The organism is Neisseria bacilliformis (assembly GCF_014055025.1).
Lineage (GTDB): Bacteria > Pseudomonadota > Gammaproteobacteria > Burkholderiales > Neisseriaceae > Neisseria > Neisseria bacilliformis.
This window is the reverse complement of sequence record NZ_CP059571.1, coordinates 2,196,628-2,213,400: the sequence shown is the minus strand read 5'-3', so window position 1 is coordinate 2,213,400 and position 16,773 is coordinate 2,196,628. Positions and strand designations below refer to the sequence as shown.

The window sequence follows — 16,773 nt, the reverse complement described above, 5'->3', positions numbered from 1 at the left end:
GGACGATTTCGGCGTAGGGCAGGATGTTGGTGGCGGGGCGCATCATGGCTTTATTCTCCGTCGCCGAGCTGGCGGCGGATTTCTTTCACCGCGCGGCGCAGCTGTACCAGAATCATCCCCATCGGGGTGTTGGAATGGGCGGTGCTCACTAGTGCCAACTCGTCGCTGATCTGCATCAGCAGTACGTCGCCCTGGTTGCCCTGCAAGGTCATTTGGTTGAAGTTGCCGCAGGAGAGCAGCCGCGCGGTTTGGGCGCACAGCGACATCAGTACCGCCGAGAGCGAGCCGACGCGGGAAGAATCGATATTGCGTTCGAGCACGCTCACAATCGGCAGGCCGTCTATCGACACAATCGCCGAAGCGGTCAGCCCTTTCGATTCCGCATGGAGCGTATCCAGTGTGTTACGCAGCATTTCTCTTTTCACAACTTTTCTCATTATTTACTCCTTTTGTCTTAATATAGAACAAACAACACCATGAAATGCGGGCCGGGAAATGCAGCCCGCCGGGAAAACAGTCAAATCGTGATAGTTAATATAACATTGATTTTTTGCCTACGCATCAGGTGCGTTAAAAACCGTTTGTTTGAAATCCTTTTAAATTCAATCGATATATGCCGTTTTATCATAAAAATAAAACGTTCATGATAAAGCAATGTTCATAAATGAAGAATAATTTCCAGACGAAAGAACAGCTAGCATGAACGAATAACAATTTATAACAAATATTGTCTTTTATTTTCATTATGTGTCATTCCGGAAACATTTCGCAAGAAAGCGCAATGAGGCCGTCTGAAAAACGCCCTATTGCACCGCGCTTTTTCAGACGGCCTCATCTGTTACAATCGTTTCCCTTTGATTTTCATCTGCCGACAGGAGGCAAACATGAGCTTAAACAGCCTGCCCGTGCTGGAAACCGCGCTTTCCCACCGCTCCATCCGCCGCTTCACCGAAGAACCCGTTTCCGCCGAAATGCTTGCCGCCGTGCTCGAAGCCGGCCGCGCCGCTTCCACATCGAGCTATCAGCAGAACAACAGCGTCATCCGCGTCAGCGACCGCGAAATTCGCAAAGGGCTGCGCGAAATCTGCGCCTCCGAAGGCGGCATGGGGCATGCCTATGTCGAGCATTGCGCCGAGTTTCTCGTGTTCTGCATCGATGCCGCCCGCCATCACACGGTGGACGCCCAAGTGCAGACCGACTGGACGGAAGTGCTGCTTACCGGCGCGATTGATGCGGGCATTATGGCGCAAAACGTCGTGCTGGCCGCCGAATCGCTCGGCCTCGGCGCGGTGTACATCGGCAGCATCCGCAACGACATCGCGCGCGCCGGCGAACTGCTCGGCCTGCCCGAACACACCGTGCCGCTGTTCGGTCTCTGCCTCGGGCACCCCGACCAGCAGCCGCTGCAACGCCCGCGCCTGCCGCTGGACACGCTGGTGTCGGAAAACCGCTACCGCCCCGCCTCCGCCGAAGTGCTGGCGGCCTACAACGAAGAGGTGAAAACCTATTACCGCGAACGCAGCGGGCGGGATTTGGACTGGGCGGGGCAGATTGCCAACACCCTCGCCCGTCCAGTGCGCCCGTTTGTGCTGGAATACTTGCAAAATCAGGGGTTTGCCAAACGCTGATCGGAAATGCCCGCACTGTTTGCCGTGCATTGAAAGGCCGTCTGAAAAGTTTTCAGACGGCCTTTTGCTTGTGCGGTGAAATGCCTGCGCGGCCGCACATGCGCTGCATCAACGGCGACGTTTTCAGACGGCCTCCGCCGTTTTGTAGGGTGTGTGGTGCAACCACGCACGCGGTTTCGGGTTTGCGGGTGGTACGGATTTTGCGGAACGGCAAAGCACGCGTGCGCCGCCTTGGGGCGACACACCCTACCTTTGATTTGGCATGGAAAGGCCGTCTGAAAAAGCGTTTTGGCGTTTTTCAGACGGCCTCCGATATAAAGAACAGAAAACCGTCGCGCGACGGGATGCGCCGCGGGCGGTTTTTATGCGGGCGTTGCGGCTGCGCCGAAGCCGCGCTTTCAGACGGCCTTATTTCAAGCCCAGCACGCCGCGCAGTTTGCCCAGTTCCTCGGCCAGGGTGTTGATCGGGGCTTTGAGCTGTTTGCGGTCTTCTTCCGACAGTTTGTCGTAGGGCTCGAAGCCGTCGCCTTTTTTGTATTTGGCGAGAATATCGTTGATTTTTTTGAAGTTCTCGTCAACAGTGTCCAGCAGTGCCTGGTTTTTCTCGGCAATGGCGGGGCGGAAGAGGTCGACGATTTTTTTCGAGCCGTCGATATTGGCCTGGAAGTCGGACAGGTCGGTGTGGCTGTAACGGTCTTCCTCGCCGGTGATTTTGGTGCCGGCCACTTCTTCGATCAAATCGGCCGCGCCGCCGACGACTTTGCCCGGCGGGAAGCTCAATACGTCGATTTCGGCTTTGAGCGTTTTCACGTCTTTGTCGAGTTTGTCGGCGGTGGCTTTGACTTTGTCGTCGATTTTGCCGTCGATCCACAGGGCGTGTTCGATGCGGTGGAAGCCGGTGAAGGCGTCGTCTTTGGCTTTTTCTTTGTAGTCGTCTTCGCGCGAGTCGATGGCGGGGTCGAGTTCGTTGAACAGCTCGGCTATCGGCTCGATGCGTTCGTAGTGGACGCGGGTGTCGGCAAACAGGGCTTTGGCTTCGTCAACTTTGCCCGCTTTGACGGCGGCGACGAATTTTTCCGTTTTTTCAACCAGCTGCTTGGCTTCGCCTTGGACGTAGGTTTTGTAGTTGGCCAGGGGCTGCGCCAGTTTGTTCATGTCGGCCTGGGCGGGCTGGGCTTTGAAGCCGCTGTCGGTAACGGTGAGTTTGCCGCGCGGGTTGGTCAAGAGGCCGCAGGTCATTTCGTATGTGCCCGGCAGCAGGGTTACGGTCATTTTGTCAGACAGGCCGGGGGCGATGTTTTCGCGCTCGTCCACCACCATCACGCCTTCGAGGATTTCCCATTCGAGTTTGCGGCCGCTGTTGTTTTTAATGTGGAACACGGTTTCGCCGCTGGGCACGGTCAGCTCCATCGGTTCGCAGGCGGCGTCGTTGACGGCGACGTTGTAGCTGCCGTCGGCATTGGCGGCGGCCGGTGCGGCGGAAGCAGCGGCAGGGGCTGCGCCCGAAGCGGCCGGCGCGGCGGCTTTTTCCGCTTCGGGCGGCTGGCAGGCGGCCAAGCCCATGGCGAGTAAAACGGATAAGGTGAGGTGTGTCATTCTCATAAAAATACTCCTTTATTTAACGGGAAGAAGATGCGGCACGGCTGCCGCGCAAAAACCAAAACAATACCGGTATGAGGTAAACGAAATACCACGCCGCGTCGCTTACGGTGGGATGGGCGGTGTAGCCGAAAAAGCCGCCCAGCACCACGCCCAGCGGGCTGTCATCGTGCAGGATATGGGAGAAGTCGGCGATGACGGTCTGCCCGATGTTCCACACGCCCGCTTCGTGCAGGGCGCGGAATGCGCCCGAGAGCAGGCCGGCGGCGACAAAAATCAGGAACACGCCCGTCCAGCGGAAAAATCTGGCCAGATTCAATCGGATGCCGCCCTGATACAGCAAAACGCCGACCACGGCCGAAGCCAGCAGCCCCGCCGCCGCGCCGACGGGCAGGGCACTGTCTTCGCTCTGCGTGAACACCGCAATCAGAAAAAACACGCTCTCCAAACCTTCGCGCAGCACGGCAAGAAACGCCATCAGCACCAGCGGCCAGCCCGCGCCGCCCTTGTTCAGCGCGGCCTGCAAAGAATCCTGCAATTCGCGTTTCATCGAGCGCGCCGCCTTCTGCATCCACAGCAGCATATAGGTCAACATCCCCACTGCCACCAAGCCGATCGCGCCGACGACAAATTCCTGCTGCTTCTGCGGAATCTCGCCCGTGGCCGCGTGGATGGCAAAACCCAGTCCGAAACAGATCAGCACCGCCGCCGCCACGCCCAACCACACTTTCGGCATCAAATCGTTGCGGCCGGACTGTTTCAGAAAACCGGCAACAATGCCGACAATCAGCGCGGCTTCAATGCCCTCGCGCAGCATGGTCAGGAAAGCGATCAACATCAGCATGGGAAATTCTGCGGGGATGGTTAAATTTCGCAAATTATCCCCGTTTCCATAATCTAATGCAAACTGTTTTCAAAATATCGGTATTTGTTAGGGATAAAAGGCGGCGGGGCGGAGGTGTTTGAAGGCCGTCTGAAAGCGCGGCTGCGGTGCAGCCGCGCTTTCAGACGGCCTCAAAGATTGTTGAGGCGGGCGGAGTGGATGAGCTTGCGTAAAATGAAAATGTTTGAAATTTATCAGTAGATTATTTCTCTATCGTCGGCTTGTAGGCGGCATGCCGCCGTGGAAAACCAAACCACTGCTTACGGCTGCCGTATCGGGCTGGGTAAATTTATGTGTTGCAGCCAAAAATGCAGGGTATGCGGATGGCGCGGTGAAAGCGGGCGATGTGGGCGGGAAACCGTTTGCTGGAAGAAAGGGAAACGGCGTTTTGGCGGCAATGAAAATCCAAAGAGAGGCCGTCTGAAAACCGTTGTTCAGGTTTTAACTTCGTTGAAACTGCGCTTTCAGACGGCCTTTTGACGTGATGAGCCAATTAAACCGTTTGCTGTCGCTAGCCTTGCGCAGGCGTGAATCTTGAATGTTTGGAAAACTTAAACCCCGCCAAGTCTGCCGTCCGATAATTTATGTATATCTACCGCTGGCACACGGGGCAGTAAAACGTGCCGCGCTGCCCGATAACCGTTTTGGCAATCGGTGTGCCGCATTGAGAGCAGGGCTGGTTGGCTCTGCCGTACACCTTGTATTCCTGCTGGAAATAGCCGCTTTTGCCCTCGCTGTTGACAAAATCGCGCAGGGTGCTGCCGCCTGTTTCAATCGCGCGGCGCAGGATTTGTTTGACGGCGGCGGTTAAGGCGGCACATTCGGTTTTGCTTAACGATTTGGCGGCGCGTTGCGGGGCGATGGCAGCCTGAAACAGGCTTTCGTTGGCATAAATATTGCCCACGCCCACCACGATTTTGTTGTCCATCAGCGCGGTTTTGATGGGGCTACCGCGCTTTTGCAGGGCTTGGAACAGGTAATCCGCCGTAAAATCATCGCTTAACGGCTCTACGCCTAAATCTTTCAATAAATCATGATGTTCCGCCACGCCCGCCAGCCACAAAATTGCACCAAAGCGGCGCGGGTCGTGGTAGCGCAGCAGCGTGCCGTTGGCAAACGCAATGTCCACATGATCGTGCTTGTCCGCTGCGGGCGCGTTGCCCTGCCAAATCCGCAGGCTGCCCGACATGCCCAAATGTATCAGCAGCACGCCTGTGTCAAAACGAATCAGCAGGTATTTGGCGCGGCGGCGGCATTCGCGCACCGTAAGCCCGTGCAGGGTTTCGGGCAGCGCGGGCGGGATTTGCCAGCGCAGCTTGGGCTGGCGGATGGTTACGGCAGAGACGGTTTGGTTAAGGATATGCGGCGCGATACCGCGCAGGGTGGTTTCTACTTCGGGGAGTTCGGGCATGGTGGAGTATTTTGTAAGTTTCTAAGAGATATTACTATATGTGTAGTGCAATCTGATTGCATTATACTCTTTTGAGAATAAGGTAGTAAATAATCGTTCTACAAAATTGGGAGATAATGTTTCAGTTTTCTTGGAGTTTGAATTTCGTGATTTACTAATATAAAACAATCTATGTGAGGTTCTTCTTCCAGTTGTGTGGAAGATAAAAGGAAACAATGCACCATTGGGACGAAGATGTGAAGGGAGTTTAGGGACATCTCCGTCTTCTGCAAGTTTCCCAGATGTAATATCAACCCATTGGGCATGTTCATCAATATTGGAGAATTTTACCAATTCTCCCTCTATACCTGTTGACCAATCATTATTCAGATGAGGACGAAGACCTGAAATCATCAAATATTCATTTCCACGAACAGGAACAGCTTTTTGATTAATAGAACGAATAATTTCAACATATTTATTAGGAGAGTGTGGTTGAGTAACAATATTAACTCCTGATATCTCAATGGTTTTTTTTGCGAGACATAGATAAAATCCTTTGGTAGAGTTTGTTAATAAAGGCTAACAATAAATGTCCGTTATTCTACACGTACTTTTCCCACTCCTTCATCAACCGCTTCACCGACACCGGATACGGCGTCTTCAACTCCTGTGCAAACAGCGACACTCTCAATTCTTCAATCATCCATTTAAACGCGGCGAGGTCGTCTGAAACGGGTTGTCCTTGTTTCACCAAGCCGTCGGTTTTTTCCTGCCACATCTGTTCCAGCTCTTGAATATCGGCTTCGCGGGCTGCGTCGCGGGCGGGGTTGCTGCTGTATTTGTCTAGGCGCAGGGTCATGGCTTTGAGGTAGATGGGGAGGCGCGGCCATTGTGCCCACGGGGTGCGGGTGGCGAAGCCGGCGGCGAGCAGGGTTTGCAGGCGTTGGCGCAGAAGGTGGGTGAGCGGGTGTTTGCCGAGTTTGCCGTTGAGTTCGGCGTAGGCGGCAGCGGTTTCCTGCAAGTAGCGGCTGAGGGCTTCTTTGACGGCAGGCAGGCGGCTGCGGGCGCGTTTGATTTGCTCTTTGAAGGCTTTTTCGTTGCGCGGCAGCTCGTCTTCGCCGATAAAGGCGCGGTCGCAGACGGCTTGGGTGAGGTCGTCGCGCAGGGTGTCGGCATTGATGTGTTTGAGCAGCATGGCGGCTTGGGTGAAGCCTTGGATGCCTTTGTTCAGGTATTTAACTTGTTCTTTTAGTTGTAGTTTCATGAGTTCGATCACGCCTAATCTGTGGGCTTGTTCGGCGGCGGCGGACGTGTCGAACAGGCGCAGGGCGATGCGGCCGTCTTTTTCTTTTTGCAGGCCGAGGTAGCCGGTGAGCTGTTGTTTGCCGCGGGCGAATTTGATGGATTCGGGCAGGGTGCCGATGTTCCATGCGGTAACGTTGTCGCGCTCGAATTCTTGGGTGTTGTCGCGGAAGGTGGTGGCAGCAGCTTTGCCAAGTTGTTGTTGGATTTGGATTAAATCGCGTCCCATGGCTAATTCTTGCCCGCCGTCGTCGATGATGCGGAGGTTGAAATAGCAGTGTTCGGGCAGCCTGAACGCGGCCCATTCGTCTTGGTTGATTTGCTCTAGTATGCGAATGTCGCCTGCGGTTTTGGCGATGGTTTGGGCGAGTTGGGGCAGGATGGGGGCGTTGCGGTCGGGGTTTTGGCTTAAAAATTGGGTGATGAATTCGGGCACGGGCACGCAGATGCGGCGGATTTGTTTGGGCAGCACTTTGATTTGCAACTGGATTTTTTCGCGTATCATGCCGGGCACGAGCCATTCGAGGGCGGCGGGGCTGATGCGGTTGAGCACGGTAAGCGGCAGGGTGAGGGTCACGCCGTCGAGCGGGTGGTGCGGCTCGAAGCGGTAGCTGAGTTTGAATTTGCCGTCTGCGGTTTGCCAGTGTTTGGGGAATTGTTCTTCGGTGATGTGCGCGGCGGCGTGCTGCATGAGGTCGTCGCGGCTGAGGAACAGCAGGCGCGGGTTGTCGCGCTCGGCGGTTTTGAGCCAGGCTTGGAAGGTGCGGATGTCGGCAAGGGGTTTTTCAGACGGCGTTTGGGGTTTCAGGCTGCCTGAAAGGCGTGTAGGTCGGATACTCGTATCCGACGTTTGTGCAGCGTCAAAAGTTTTGTCGGATTCAAGAATCCGACCTACGGTTTCAGGCTGCTTTTGGGCATGGTTTGCCTGACGAACCATGCGGTAATTGGTCAAAACCAAGCCGTTGCGCGGGATTTGGTTTTCGTGTTGCCGCACAAAGCCTTGTTTTTGAAAAAATGCCAATGCGGCTTTGGACACGTCTGCCGTTATGGTTTTGCCGCTGTCTGCCGATGGCAAAACGGCATTCAGCAGCGCGGTAGCGATGCCCTGCCGCTGGTGGTGCGGGTCGGTAAAGAGACAGTTTAGGTGGCTTTGTTCGGGCTGGTATTCAATGAAACCGAGCACGCGCCCGTTGTGCGTGGCGACGCGGACATTGCCGCCGTCGATGTGTTTTTGCCAGAAATCGGCATCGTCTGCGCCTTGCAGCCATGCGTTTTTTTCCTGCTCGCTGTAATGGCTGTTTGAAATATGTTTGACGGCGCGGCGGAATAATTCGGCAACGGCGGCGGCATCGCTAGTTGTGGCGGGGCGAATATGGGGTTTCAGGCTGCCTTTGAGGTCGTCTGAAAGGTGGTTTTCAGGCTGCCTGTTGTCTTTTAGGCTACCTGAAAAGTGTGTAGGTCGGATACTCGTATCCGCTCGTGCCAATAAGATGAGTTCGCAGGCAGTCTCAGCATCGGGATAGTGCACCAAACCTGCTTCATCAAATTGCGCCATTACGCCGCTTTGTAATGTCGCCCATTCTTCGGCAGAACCGATGGACGGGTCGCATTGCTGCTCGGCAATCAAGGCAACGATTTTGCCGTGCCATTGTTTGCTGTCGATCGTTACACGGTCACCCAGCAGGATAGGTTGACCGTCAGCGTAGCATAGGGGGTTTTCAGGTAGCCTTTGGGCTTTGGGGGCGTTTGAAACCGTTGAAACTCCGGCACCTTGTTCCCTCTCCTGCGGGAGAGGGTTTGCTGTGGCTGCGGAAAAGTTGGTTTGGGCGGCAACTGTTTTGCCCCCTCCCCGGCCCTCCCCCACGGGGGAGGGGGCAGTTTGCTGAGGGTTTGCAGGACGCAGGTCGTCTGAAAGTGTTGAAATTGCGGCACTCTGCTCCCTCTCCTGCGCTTGCGCGGGGGAGGGTTGGGGTGGGGGTGCTGTTTCGGCAGAAACAGAATTTGCGGGTGCATCGGATGTTTGCCCCCACCCTAGCCCTCCCCCGCAAGCGGGAGAGGGGTCGTCGCGGGTTGCAGGATTGGTAGTTTCAGACAGCGTTTTACGGTTTTCAGGCTGCCTTTCAGACGGCAAACATCGCGACATGGTTATTAAATTTGCGCCGCCCTGTTCTTCTGCTTCATCGATTTCGCCTGTTTCGGCAAAGCCGTTTTTTAACCAAAATGCGCGGCTTTGGGCGTTGCCTTCGGCGTAACTCAAAATGATTTCGCGGCAGCCTGTTTTAGCCGAAAACGCCGCCAAGTTTTGCACAATGTTTGAACCGATGCCCGCGCCTTGGGCAGATTTGTCCACCATCAACAAGCCGATTAACAAGGTTTTTTCATCGGGATAGGCAAAAATGATTTCCAGCGCGGCTTTCAGGCTGCCTTGCTGCCAAAAGCCGATGAAATGTTTGTTTTCACGGCAGGCTTGTGGTGGCAGTGCGGTAAGGCTGCGGGCAAGTTTTTCGCGCGTGAGCGGTTCGCCCAAATGGCGGTAATAATCTGGCTGGCTTTGGCACAAGCCGTAAAGCGCATCTAAATCGGCGGCGGTCATTTGGCGTGCAGCGAAACCTTTGGGCGCAAGGCATTCGGCGCGGAACGGGGTTTCAGACGACCTTTGCCCGTTTTCAGCCTGCCCGACAATCTCGCCGCGCTCTTTAAACACGGCTTTCGGCAGCCGCGCATCGTAAAAAGCGAACAGGGCTTCTTCATCCACCAGCACATCTTGGCGGCGCGATTTGTGTTCCAGCTCGGCGATTTCGCGTATCAATTTTTGGTTGTGCACGAAAAACGGCGCGTTGAAATCCGCAACTTCTTGGGCGACGAGTGCGCTGCGGATAAAGATTTCGCGGGCTTCTTCGGGCGCGATTCTGCCGTAGGCGACGGGGCGGCGCGGCAGCACGGTCAGGCCATAAAGCGTAACGCGTTCGCTGGCGACGACTTCGCCGCGTTTTTGCTCCCAATGCGGCTCGAAATAGTGGTAGCGGACGAGGTGCGGCGCTTCCTGCTCGATCCATTCGGGCTGGATGGCGGCTACGTCGCGGGCGTAAAGTTTTGTCGTTTCAACGAGTTCTGCCGCCATCACCCATTTGGGTTTGGCTTTGAACAGGGCGGAGGCGGGGAAAAGGTGGAAGCGGCTGCCGCGCGCGCCGGTGTAGTCGTTGCCGTCGGGCGATTTCATGCCGACGTTGGCGATGAGGCCGGTGAGCAGAGCGCGGTGGATTTGTTCGTAGCCCGCTTCTTTGGCGGCGCGGCGCTCGTTGCGGGCGTGTTTTTTGTCGAGTTCTTTTTGTTTTAAGCGGGCGGACAGGTCGGCAGACTGTTTTTCAGACGGCGTTTGTGCTTTCAGGCTGCCTGAAACCTGCGGCGCGGGAGGCAAAGGTCGTCTGAACGCACGCTCCTTATCCGTCAAACCCATTTCAACCGCAATCTGCGCCAACTGCGCGTGCAGCTCGCGCCATTCGCGCATCCGCAGGTGCGACAGGAAATACTGATGGCACCACGCCACCATCTGACGGTTGGACAAACCCTTGTCGCGCTCGCGCTGGAAACTGTCCCAAATATTCAGATAGGTAAGAAAATCCGACTGCTTGTCGGTAAACCGCTCGTGCGCCTTGGCAGCGGCTTCACGGGCTTCCAGCGGGCGTTCGCGCGGGTCTTGAATCGACAGCGCGGACACGATAACCAGAATTTCCGCCATGCAGTCGTGCTTTTGCGCGGCAATCAGTATGCGGGCAACTTTGGGGTCGATAGGCAGACGCGCCATTTGCTCGCCGAGGCGGGTGAGGCGGTAGCGGGGTTTGGGGCTGCCTGAAAGGTTTTCAGACGGCGTGTTGGGGGTTTTGGTGTTTTGCATAAATTTAGTTGTAGGTCGGGCATTTATGCCTGACGGTTTTTAAATTGGTTGGTGGGCGTCGGGCATAAATGCCCGACCTACCCGAATTTTCTAGATAAATACCTGTTTCCACATTTTTGAAATATGGAAAACGGCTAATTTTTGCCTAGCGGGGCAACTTGTAGGTCGGGCATAGATGCCCGACGTTTTTAACATTTGTCGGTTATCAGTCGGGCATAAATGTCCAACCTACTCGTAATCGAAATTTTGGGCAACTCCACCCCAATCTTCCGGATAAATGCCCTGTTGCACATATTTTTGAAACGTGGAAAACGGCCAATCTTTGGCCGCCTGCACATAACCGTGCTTCACAGGGTTGTAATGAATGTAGTCCATACAGTTTGCCAAATCTTCATCATCGCGTATGCAATGCTCCCAAAACCGCTGCTGCCAAATGCTGCTTTGACGCTTTTTGACCTCGTTGGCGGTTTTTTCAATGCTGTCGTAATGCCTGCAATGATAGCTGACATAACGCTTGATTTGGTTCCAGCGTGTTGAAAAATCGGCATCGTTGGCGGGCATTTGCCAAATGGTGTGCAGATGGTCGGGCAAGATAACTAGGGCCTCTATTTTAAAAGGATATTTCTGCCGCACCGTTTTCAATGCCGTTTTTAAAACGGGCATCACATCAGGATTGGTTAATATCGGGCGGCGTTGGTAAGTAACCACCGTAAAGAAATATAACGAGCCTTGTCGGTAAAAGCGGCGGTATTGCATGTTTGTTTCGTGTGTGTTTGGCGGGGCGGGCATTGATGCCCGATGTTTTTTAATTTGTTGGCGGGTGTCGGTTTTTGTCGGGCATGAATGCCCGACCTACTCACTGCATAAGCTGCTTTCGCAGGGGATACCGTCTCCATCGCCATCTATTTGCGTATCTGCACAGTTGCGTAGAAACCATTTTGCTTCTTCACAAGATTTCATTTGCGAACAATGTTTTCGTCCGTCACAGCGATATTGTGTATTGTTCAATGGAATAGATGTATTGATGGGTTGTGGATTGTTTTCTTGTTTGGGTGTCAATTTGGCAGCGGCAAACTGATAAACTTGATAACCGATTAATCCTACAAAAATCAAGCCTAATATGCCTGACACCAAATCACCCAATGATGTGGTGTTGTTCTGATATTTGTTTCCCGCATTTTTTCTTTTATGACGTATTGGTGGCACAAATTCTTGATGAGCTGGTCGGTCAAGGTAACGGATTCCCTTTGCAGAAGTTTTTCCTTTTTCATCGGCAACAACATCAAAAGAAACATTTTCTCCTTGAGTCGGACGCGGTTGTTTTTGAACAAAGTTTGAAATATGGCAAAAGACTTTTTGACTACTGTTATCTATTTGAATGAACCCGTAACCTTTATCATCATGCCACTGCGTAATTTTACCTTTCATTTTCATCCCTTCTTAATATCGTAGGTCGGGCATTCATGCCCGACATTTTTCAATTTATCGTTTGTCAGTTTTTGTCGTGCATAAATGCCCGACCTACTTACATTCTTCTACCGCCCCTAATTCCAACAACACCTGAAACCCGTCATTGATATACCTTTGGTCGGGCGCTTCGAGAAACGGAAACGCCGCCACGTCGCCCAGTTTCAAGGCGGTCATGCGCAGAATCACGGCGGCGAGGTTGCTGCGGACGATTTCGGGGTCGGTGAACGGGGGGCGTTGGTTGAAATCGTCTTCGCCATACAGGCGGATGCACACGCCGGCGGACACGCGCCCGCAGCGGCCGGCGCGTTGGCGGGCGGCGGCTTGGGAGATTTTTTCTACGTGAAGCTGTTCCACTTTGGCGCGGGCGGAATAGCGTTTGACGCGCGCCAAACCGGTGTCAATCACGTACTTGATGCGCGGCACGGTGAGAGAGGTTTCGGCAACGTTGGTGGCGAGGATGATGCGCCGCCGCGAGCCGCTGGGGTGGAAGATTTTGTGCTGCTCCTGCGCGGAAAGGCGGGCGAACAGCGGCAGGATGTCGTCGTTGCGCCGCAGCGGGGATTTGCGCAGGGCTTCGGCGGCTTCGCGGATTTCGCGCTCACCGGGCAGGAACACGAGAATGTCGCCCTCGCCCAGTTGCGCCAGTTCGTCCGCCGCGTCTGCGATGGCTTCGGGGATGTCGATTTCCGCTTCGTCTTCGTCGTGCTCGTTAATCGGGCGGTAGCGGATTTCCACGGGATAGGTGCGCCCGCTCACTTCCAGCACGGGCGCGTTGTTGAAATGTCGGGAAAAGCGCTCGGCGTCAATGGTGGCGGAGGTGATGATGACCTTTAAATCGGGGCGGCGCGGCAAAAGCTGCTTCAAATAGCCCAACAGGAAATCAATATTCAGGCTACGTTCGTGCGCTTCGTCGATAATCAGCGTGTCGTAGGCGGCAAGGTAGCGGTCAGTTTGGGTTTCGGCGAGCAGGATGCCGTCGGTCATCAGCTTGATGTTGGCATCGCGCGAGGTGTTATCGTTAAACCGTACTTTGTAGCCCACCGCCTGCCCAATCGGCTGCCCCAATTCTTCGGCAATGCGCTCGGCAACGGAACGCGCGGCAAGGCGGCGCGGCTGGGTGTGCCCGATTAAACCCGCCGCCCCGCGCCCGAGTTCCAAGCAGATTTTGGGCAACTGCGTGGTTTTGCCCGAGCCTGTTTCGCCGCAGATGATGGTTACTTGGTGGTTGGCGATGGCGGTTTTGATGTCGTTTAAACGTTCGTGGACGGGGAGGGTGTGGTCAAACGAGGGCTTGGGGAGGGCGGCTTGGCGTTTGAGAAAAAGGGCGTGGGATTTTTGGTATTTTTCTTCAATTTTGGGCAAGCCGCCGTATTTTTTCGGGTTTTTCAAGGCAGATTGCAGGAAATGGCGGTCTTTGGAGAGGACTTGGGAAAGATCGGGCTGGGACATGGTTGAGGTGTGGAATTTGTAGTAAAAACAAGGGGGGGATTATAGCAGAGAGGCTGTCTGAAAAGCCCTGCTGCGGTTTACCGACACGCGGGAGGCCGTCTGAAAACTAAAATCCCGCCGAAACTACCGCAGCCGTGGAAGCCGAAGGCCGCGTAGTCGCCGTGGTGGTGCGCGGCAGCCGCAACACCCCGCGCCAGAGCGGCGACAATTACACCGTCAAAGGCAGTACCTCCGCCGCCAAGCTCGATTTGAAACTCAAAGAAACCCCGCAAAGCCTCAGCGTGTTCACCCAGCAGCAGATGCAGGATCAGAATCTGAAAAGCCTCAACGACATTCTCGAAGAAACCCCCGGCATCACCGTTTTGAACGATTCCATACCCGGCGTGAGCGATGCGGAGTATTACTCGCGCGGCTTTCCGGTAAACAACTACCAGCTCGACGGGTGATGGTCAGCCGTGCCATGCTCGGCAACCGCACCATGCAGGACAGTTTTCTTTACGACCGTGTGGAAGTGGTGCGCGGCTCGATGGGGCTGACAACGGGCGCGGGCGATCCGTCCGCCAGCATCAATTTCGTGCGCAAACGCCCCATCGCCGAAAAAGCCGGTGCGCTGAATCTGAAATACGGCTCTTGGAACGACAAGCGCATCGAATTCGACTACGGCGGCGCATTAAACGAATCGAAAACCCTCAAAGGCCGCTTTGTTTCCACGTTCGGGCATGGCGGCAGTTTTATGGACAGGGTGAAACAGCGGTCAAACGCGCTTTACGGCGTAATTGAATGGTCGCCCGGCGACAAAAATTTCCTCACCATCGGCCATCGGCATCAATATCAAATCGTGCGCGGTGCGCCGCGCAAGGGGGCATCTCGCTATTCCAAACTGACATTCGGACTTGATCCGAATACTGGGGAAGTCATTGAGAAATGGATAAATGCCGGCAACACACCGCCCAGTTTCAACAATGGTGCAAACTGGGCGTTCGACAAACAAAAAACCGAAAATTCCTTCATCGAATACAAACACTTCTTTTCCCCCGATTTTTCCCTGCAAGCCTCCTACAACCGCACCCACTATAAGACCACTTTCTCTACGGCGACATCGGTACGCTTACCTATACGCCTGAATACAATGCTGCCACTTATACATGGGGCAGGGAAAAACACAGCTTTACCGGACAGGCATTGGATATTTTCTTAGACGGTAAATTCAAACTTTTTCATCAGGAACAGCAGATTATCGCCGGCATCAGCGGCGAACGCTCGACGGTGCGCGGCTTGTATTATCCCGAAAAATCAGCACTGCCGGATTTGGATATTGATAATATCCGACCCGAGGCTATTGCTTGGAACGGAAGACCCTATGTCAATCATAACTACCTTGTCAGAGCAATGCCTTTGGATTATTGGAATAACGGCGATTTTCCAATGATGGCTTGGCCAAAACTTGCTTATGTGGCTCTTGTTGGCCCGGAAGACACTATATCAGGCGGCATTAAAAGCACGGTGCGCCAATTCGGCCCGTATTTTGCTCTCAAACTGAAACCGCACAAACGGATTACCGCCGTTTTAGGCGGTCGCTGGCTGAATTGGAAGATTAGAGGGGGTAAAGAGTGGTTTGATCCGACCAAACGTCCCTACCGTAAACGAGAAGACTTTCAAAATAGCGATGTAAACGATATTTACGAGCTGGATATAGGCACGCATTCCCTGCGCAAATTCGTCCCCTACGGCGGCCTGATCGTCGATATTACGCCGTCGCTGACGGCCTACGCCAGCTATACGGGCATCGTCAAACTGCAAGACGCACTCCAAGACGGTTACGGCGGCTACCGCAAAGACGGCGGCGAACCGCCTCCGATTACCGGCAACTCGAAAGAAGTCGGCCTCAAAGGCGGCCTGTGGAACGACAGGCTCAATTTTTCGCTGGCTTATTTCACCATGACGCAGAAAGGCTATCCGTCGTTTGAAGCCGAATGGATAGACGAGGCTAAGCTGGGCTACGACTTCGGCAGAGGCTACAAAAACAGCGGCTACTACATCAACATCGCAGGGAAAATTACGCCCAAGTGGCTGGTGAATGCGGGTTTCACAAAATTGAAAATGGGCAGGCCTTTTGAAGACCAACCGGCCTCTGCAAATGATATGGGTGCGGATTTGAATCTGGATTGTGGCTGTGCCACACACCCTACCTTAGCGGAGAGGCCGTCTGAAAACGCAGCGGGTAGCTTGGGTTGCAAACCTAACATCGGCGGGTTGCTCGGGTATCGGGGTCTCGACCCAATCTACCTTGGCTGATAATAACCACCATATTCCTGCTCTATCTGCTGCAATAAGGTTTTAGCAGGCAAGGGCAACCAATCTGGGGAAAGATGAAATTCTGGCTTGTTGAGAAACGCTTTGCGCTCATGCGGGGGAATGTTGCTTAGATACGGCTCGGGGTGTTTGAGTTTGATGGTTAAGCCATGAGAATAAGGCAATTCAAAAAACACCTGTATGCTTTCAATATCTTGCCATGCGATTGTGCCAAGCTGCGCAGCGGTTAAGCCGTGTTCATCAAGATGAAACAGGTAATAGCTGCCGTATTCTTGCGCGATTTGTTTCACTATTTTCTTAGCGGTCAGTGGCAATAATACTCGGGGAATTTTCAAGATGTGAAGCCTCTGAAACGATTTGCGTTTGTGAGGCTTGATTTTGCCAGCATAAATCTCAGGATTTTTAATTTTGATTTCAACACCATAAATGTAAACAGGACCTCTGTTATTTTCCAAATAGGGCTGTATATATTCAATATCTTGCCATGCGATGATGCCAACGGGGGCGTAGTTTATGCCCTGCTCATCAATCACAAACAGCGATTTTTGGCGATAAGTATCTAATACATCAACTACATTACGAAAGGATATGCCAACAGTCAAAATGAAAAGCAAAGCGCAAAAAACCATTATCCCAAAGGACGAAGCGTTAGATGCTTTGTATAAAATTAATAGCAGGGTAAATAACCCAAACAGTAATGACGAGGTAATTAAAAAGCGGTTAAATGGTACAACAATGGGCTGGGGTTTAGACATGGTTTTCTCCTGTTTCAACAAGCGTAGCCTTATGGCTTAAAGCAGAGTATGCCGCCCTAGCAACGCACGCGCCCTATACCATAAAG

At 53.8% G+C, this 16,773-nt stretch carries 15 protein-coding genes and 1 pseudogene; 5 read left to right on the top strand and 11 right to left on the bottom strand.

Features of this window, described 5'->3' with window-relative positions; translation table 11 throughout:
- Nucleotides 1-50: 50 nt before the first annotated feature.
- Nucleotides 51-437: a roadblock/LC7 domain-containing protein gene (locus H3L91_RS10745; RefSeq protein WP_007343910.1), complete on the bottom strand. Its 387-nt coding sequence runs from the start codon at nt 435-437 to the stop codon at nt 51-53.
- A 447-nt stretch (nt 438-884) separates the two neighbouring features.
- On the opposite strand from H3L91_RS10745, the gene nfsA reads away from it, so the two are divergent.
- Nucleotides 885-1,628 carry an oxygen-insensitive NADPH nitroreductase gene (gene nfsA, locus H3L91_RS10740; protein ID WP_040659155.1) on the top strand — a complete coding sequence of 248 codons (744 nt, stop codon included), beginning with the start codon at nt 885-887 and terminating at the stop codon, nt 1,626-1,628.
- A 408-nt stretch (nt 1,629-2,036) separates the two neighbouring features.
- Here the strand turns inward: nfsA and efeO are convergent, their stop codons facing one another.
- Both efeO and efeU read right to left on the bottom strand, forming a co-directional pair.
- On the bottom strand, nt 2,037-3,230 hold the full coding sequence (efeO, locus tag H3L91_RS10735; protein WP_007343904.1) for an iron uptake system protein EfeO: 1,194 nt from the start codon (nt 3,228-3,230) through the stop codon (nt 2,037-2,039).
- Between the two features lie 16 nt (nt 3,231-3,246).
- Nucleotides 3,247-4,065, bottom strand: coding sequence for an iron uptake transporter permease EfeU (gene efeU / locus H3L91_RS10730; protein WP_040659728.1), 819 nt, complete (start codon nt 4,063-4,065; stop codon nt 3,247-3,249).
- A gap of 229 nt (nt 4,066-4,294) precedes the next feature.
- Here efeU and H3L91_RS10725 point away from each other — a divergent pair, with 229 nt between their 5' ends.
- Nucleotides 4,295-4,534, top strand: coding sequence for a hypothetical protein (locus tag H3L91_RS10725; protein ID WP_154647226.1), 240 nt, complete (start codon nt 4,295-4,297; stop codon nt 4,532-4,534).
- Nucleotides 4,535-4,702: 168 nt separating this feature from the next.
- Here H3L91_RS10725 and mutM read toward each other — a convergent pair whose 3' ends face one another.
- From mutM to hrpA, 7 genes and pseudogenes are all read right to left on the bottom strand, one after another.
- A complete protein-coding gene (gene mutM / locus H3L91_RS10720; protein ID WP_007343900.1) occupies nt 4,703-5,521 on the bottom strand; it encodes a bifunctional DNA-formamidopyrimidine glycosylase/DNA-(apurinic or apyrimidinic site) lyase in 819 nt (272 codons plus the stop codon).
- A gap of 21 nt (nt 5,522-5,542) precedes the next feature.
- Nucleotides 5,543-6,022 (bottom strand): DUF4747 family protein, encoded by a 480-nt coding sequence (locus tag H3L91_RS10715; RefSeq protein ID WP_483406984.1) that lies wholly within the window; start codon nt 6,020-6,022, stop codon nt 5,543-5,545.
- An 82-nt stretch (nt 6,023-6,104) separates the two neighbouring features.
- Nucleotides 6,105-8,360 (bottom strand): GNAT family N-acetyltransferase, encoded by a 2,256-nt coding sequence (locus H3L91_RS12580; protein ID WP_169310114.1) that lies wholly within the window; start codon nt 8,358-8,360, stop codon nt 6,105-6,107.
- Nucleotides 8,361-8,606: 246 nt separating this feature from the next.
- Nucleotides 8,607-10,700 (bottom strand): annotated as a pseudogene (locus H3L91_RS12575) (GNAT family N-acetyltransferase); the annotation flags it as partial.
- Between the two features lie 228 nt (nt 10,701-10,928).
- Nucleotides 10,929-11,456 (bottom strand): REP-associated tyrosine transposase, encoded by a 528-nt coding sequence (locus tag H3L91_RS10705; protein ID WP_007343896.1) that lies wholly within the window; start codon nt 11,454-11,456, stop codon nt 10,929-10,931.
- Between the two features lie 96 nt (nt 11,457-11,552).
- Nucleotides 11,553-12,128: a cold shock domain-containing protein gene (locus H3L91_RS10700; protein WP_081458618.1), complete on the bottom strand. Its 576-nt coding sequence runs from the start codon at nt 12,126-12,128 to the stop codon at nt 11,553-11,555.
- 93 nt (nt 12,129-12,221) lie between these two features.
- Nucleotides 12,222-13,619: an ATP-dependent RNA helicase HrpA gene (gene hrpA, locus H3L91_RS10695; RefSeq protein ID WP_007343893.1), complete on the bottom strand. Its 1,398-nt coding sequence runs from the start codon at nt 13,617-13,619 to the stop codon at nt 12,222-12,224.
- Nucleotides 13,620-13,753: 134 nt separating this feature from the next.
- On the opposite strand from hrpA, the gene H3L91_RS10690 reads away from it, so the two are divergent.
- From H3L91_RS10690 to H3L91_RS10680, 3 genes are read left to right on the top strand one after another with little or no spacing between them, the layout of a single operon-like run.
- Nucleotides 13,754-14,065 (top strand): TonB-dependent receptor plug domain-containing protein, encoded by a 312-nt coding sequence (locus H3L91_RS10690; protein WP_007343892.1) that lies wholly within the window; start codon nt 13,754-13,756, stop codon nt 14,063-14,065.
- Nucleotides 14,062-14,817 carry a TonB-dependent siderophore receptor gene (locus H3L91_RS10685; RefSeq protein ID WP_154647225.1) on the top strand — a complete coding sequence of 252 codons (756 nt, stop codon included), beginning with the start codon at nt 14,062-14,064 and terminating at the stop codon, nt 14,815-14,817. The genes H3L91_RS10690 and H3L91_RS10685 overlap by 4 nt, the downstream gene beginning before the upstream one ends.
- Nucleotides 14,802-15,914 carry a TonB-dependent receptor domain-containing protein gene (locus H3L91_RS10680; RefSeq protein WP_007343890.1) on the top strand — a complete coding sequence of 371 codons (1,113 nt, stop codon included), beginning with the start codon at nt 14,802-14,804 and terminating at the stop codon, nt 15,912-15,914. Before H3L91_RS10685 ends, H3L91_RS10680 begins: the two co-directional genes overlap by 16 nt.
- Here the strand turns inward: H3L91_RS10680 and H3L91_RS10675 are convergent.
- Complete coding sequence (locus H3L91_RS10675; protein ID WP_040659723.1) at nt 15,902-16,687, bottom strand: hypothetical protein; 786 nt, start codon at nt 16,685-16,687, stop codon at nt 15,902-15,904. The two genes, H3L91_RS10680 and H3L91_RS10675, sit on opposite strands and share 13 nt — an antisense overlap.
- Nucleotides 16,688-16,773 lie beyond the last annotated feature (86 nt).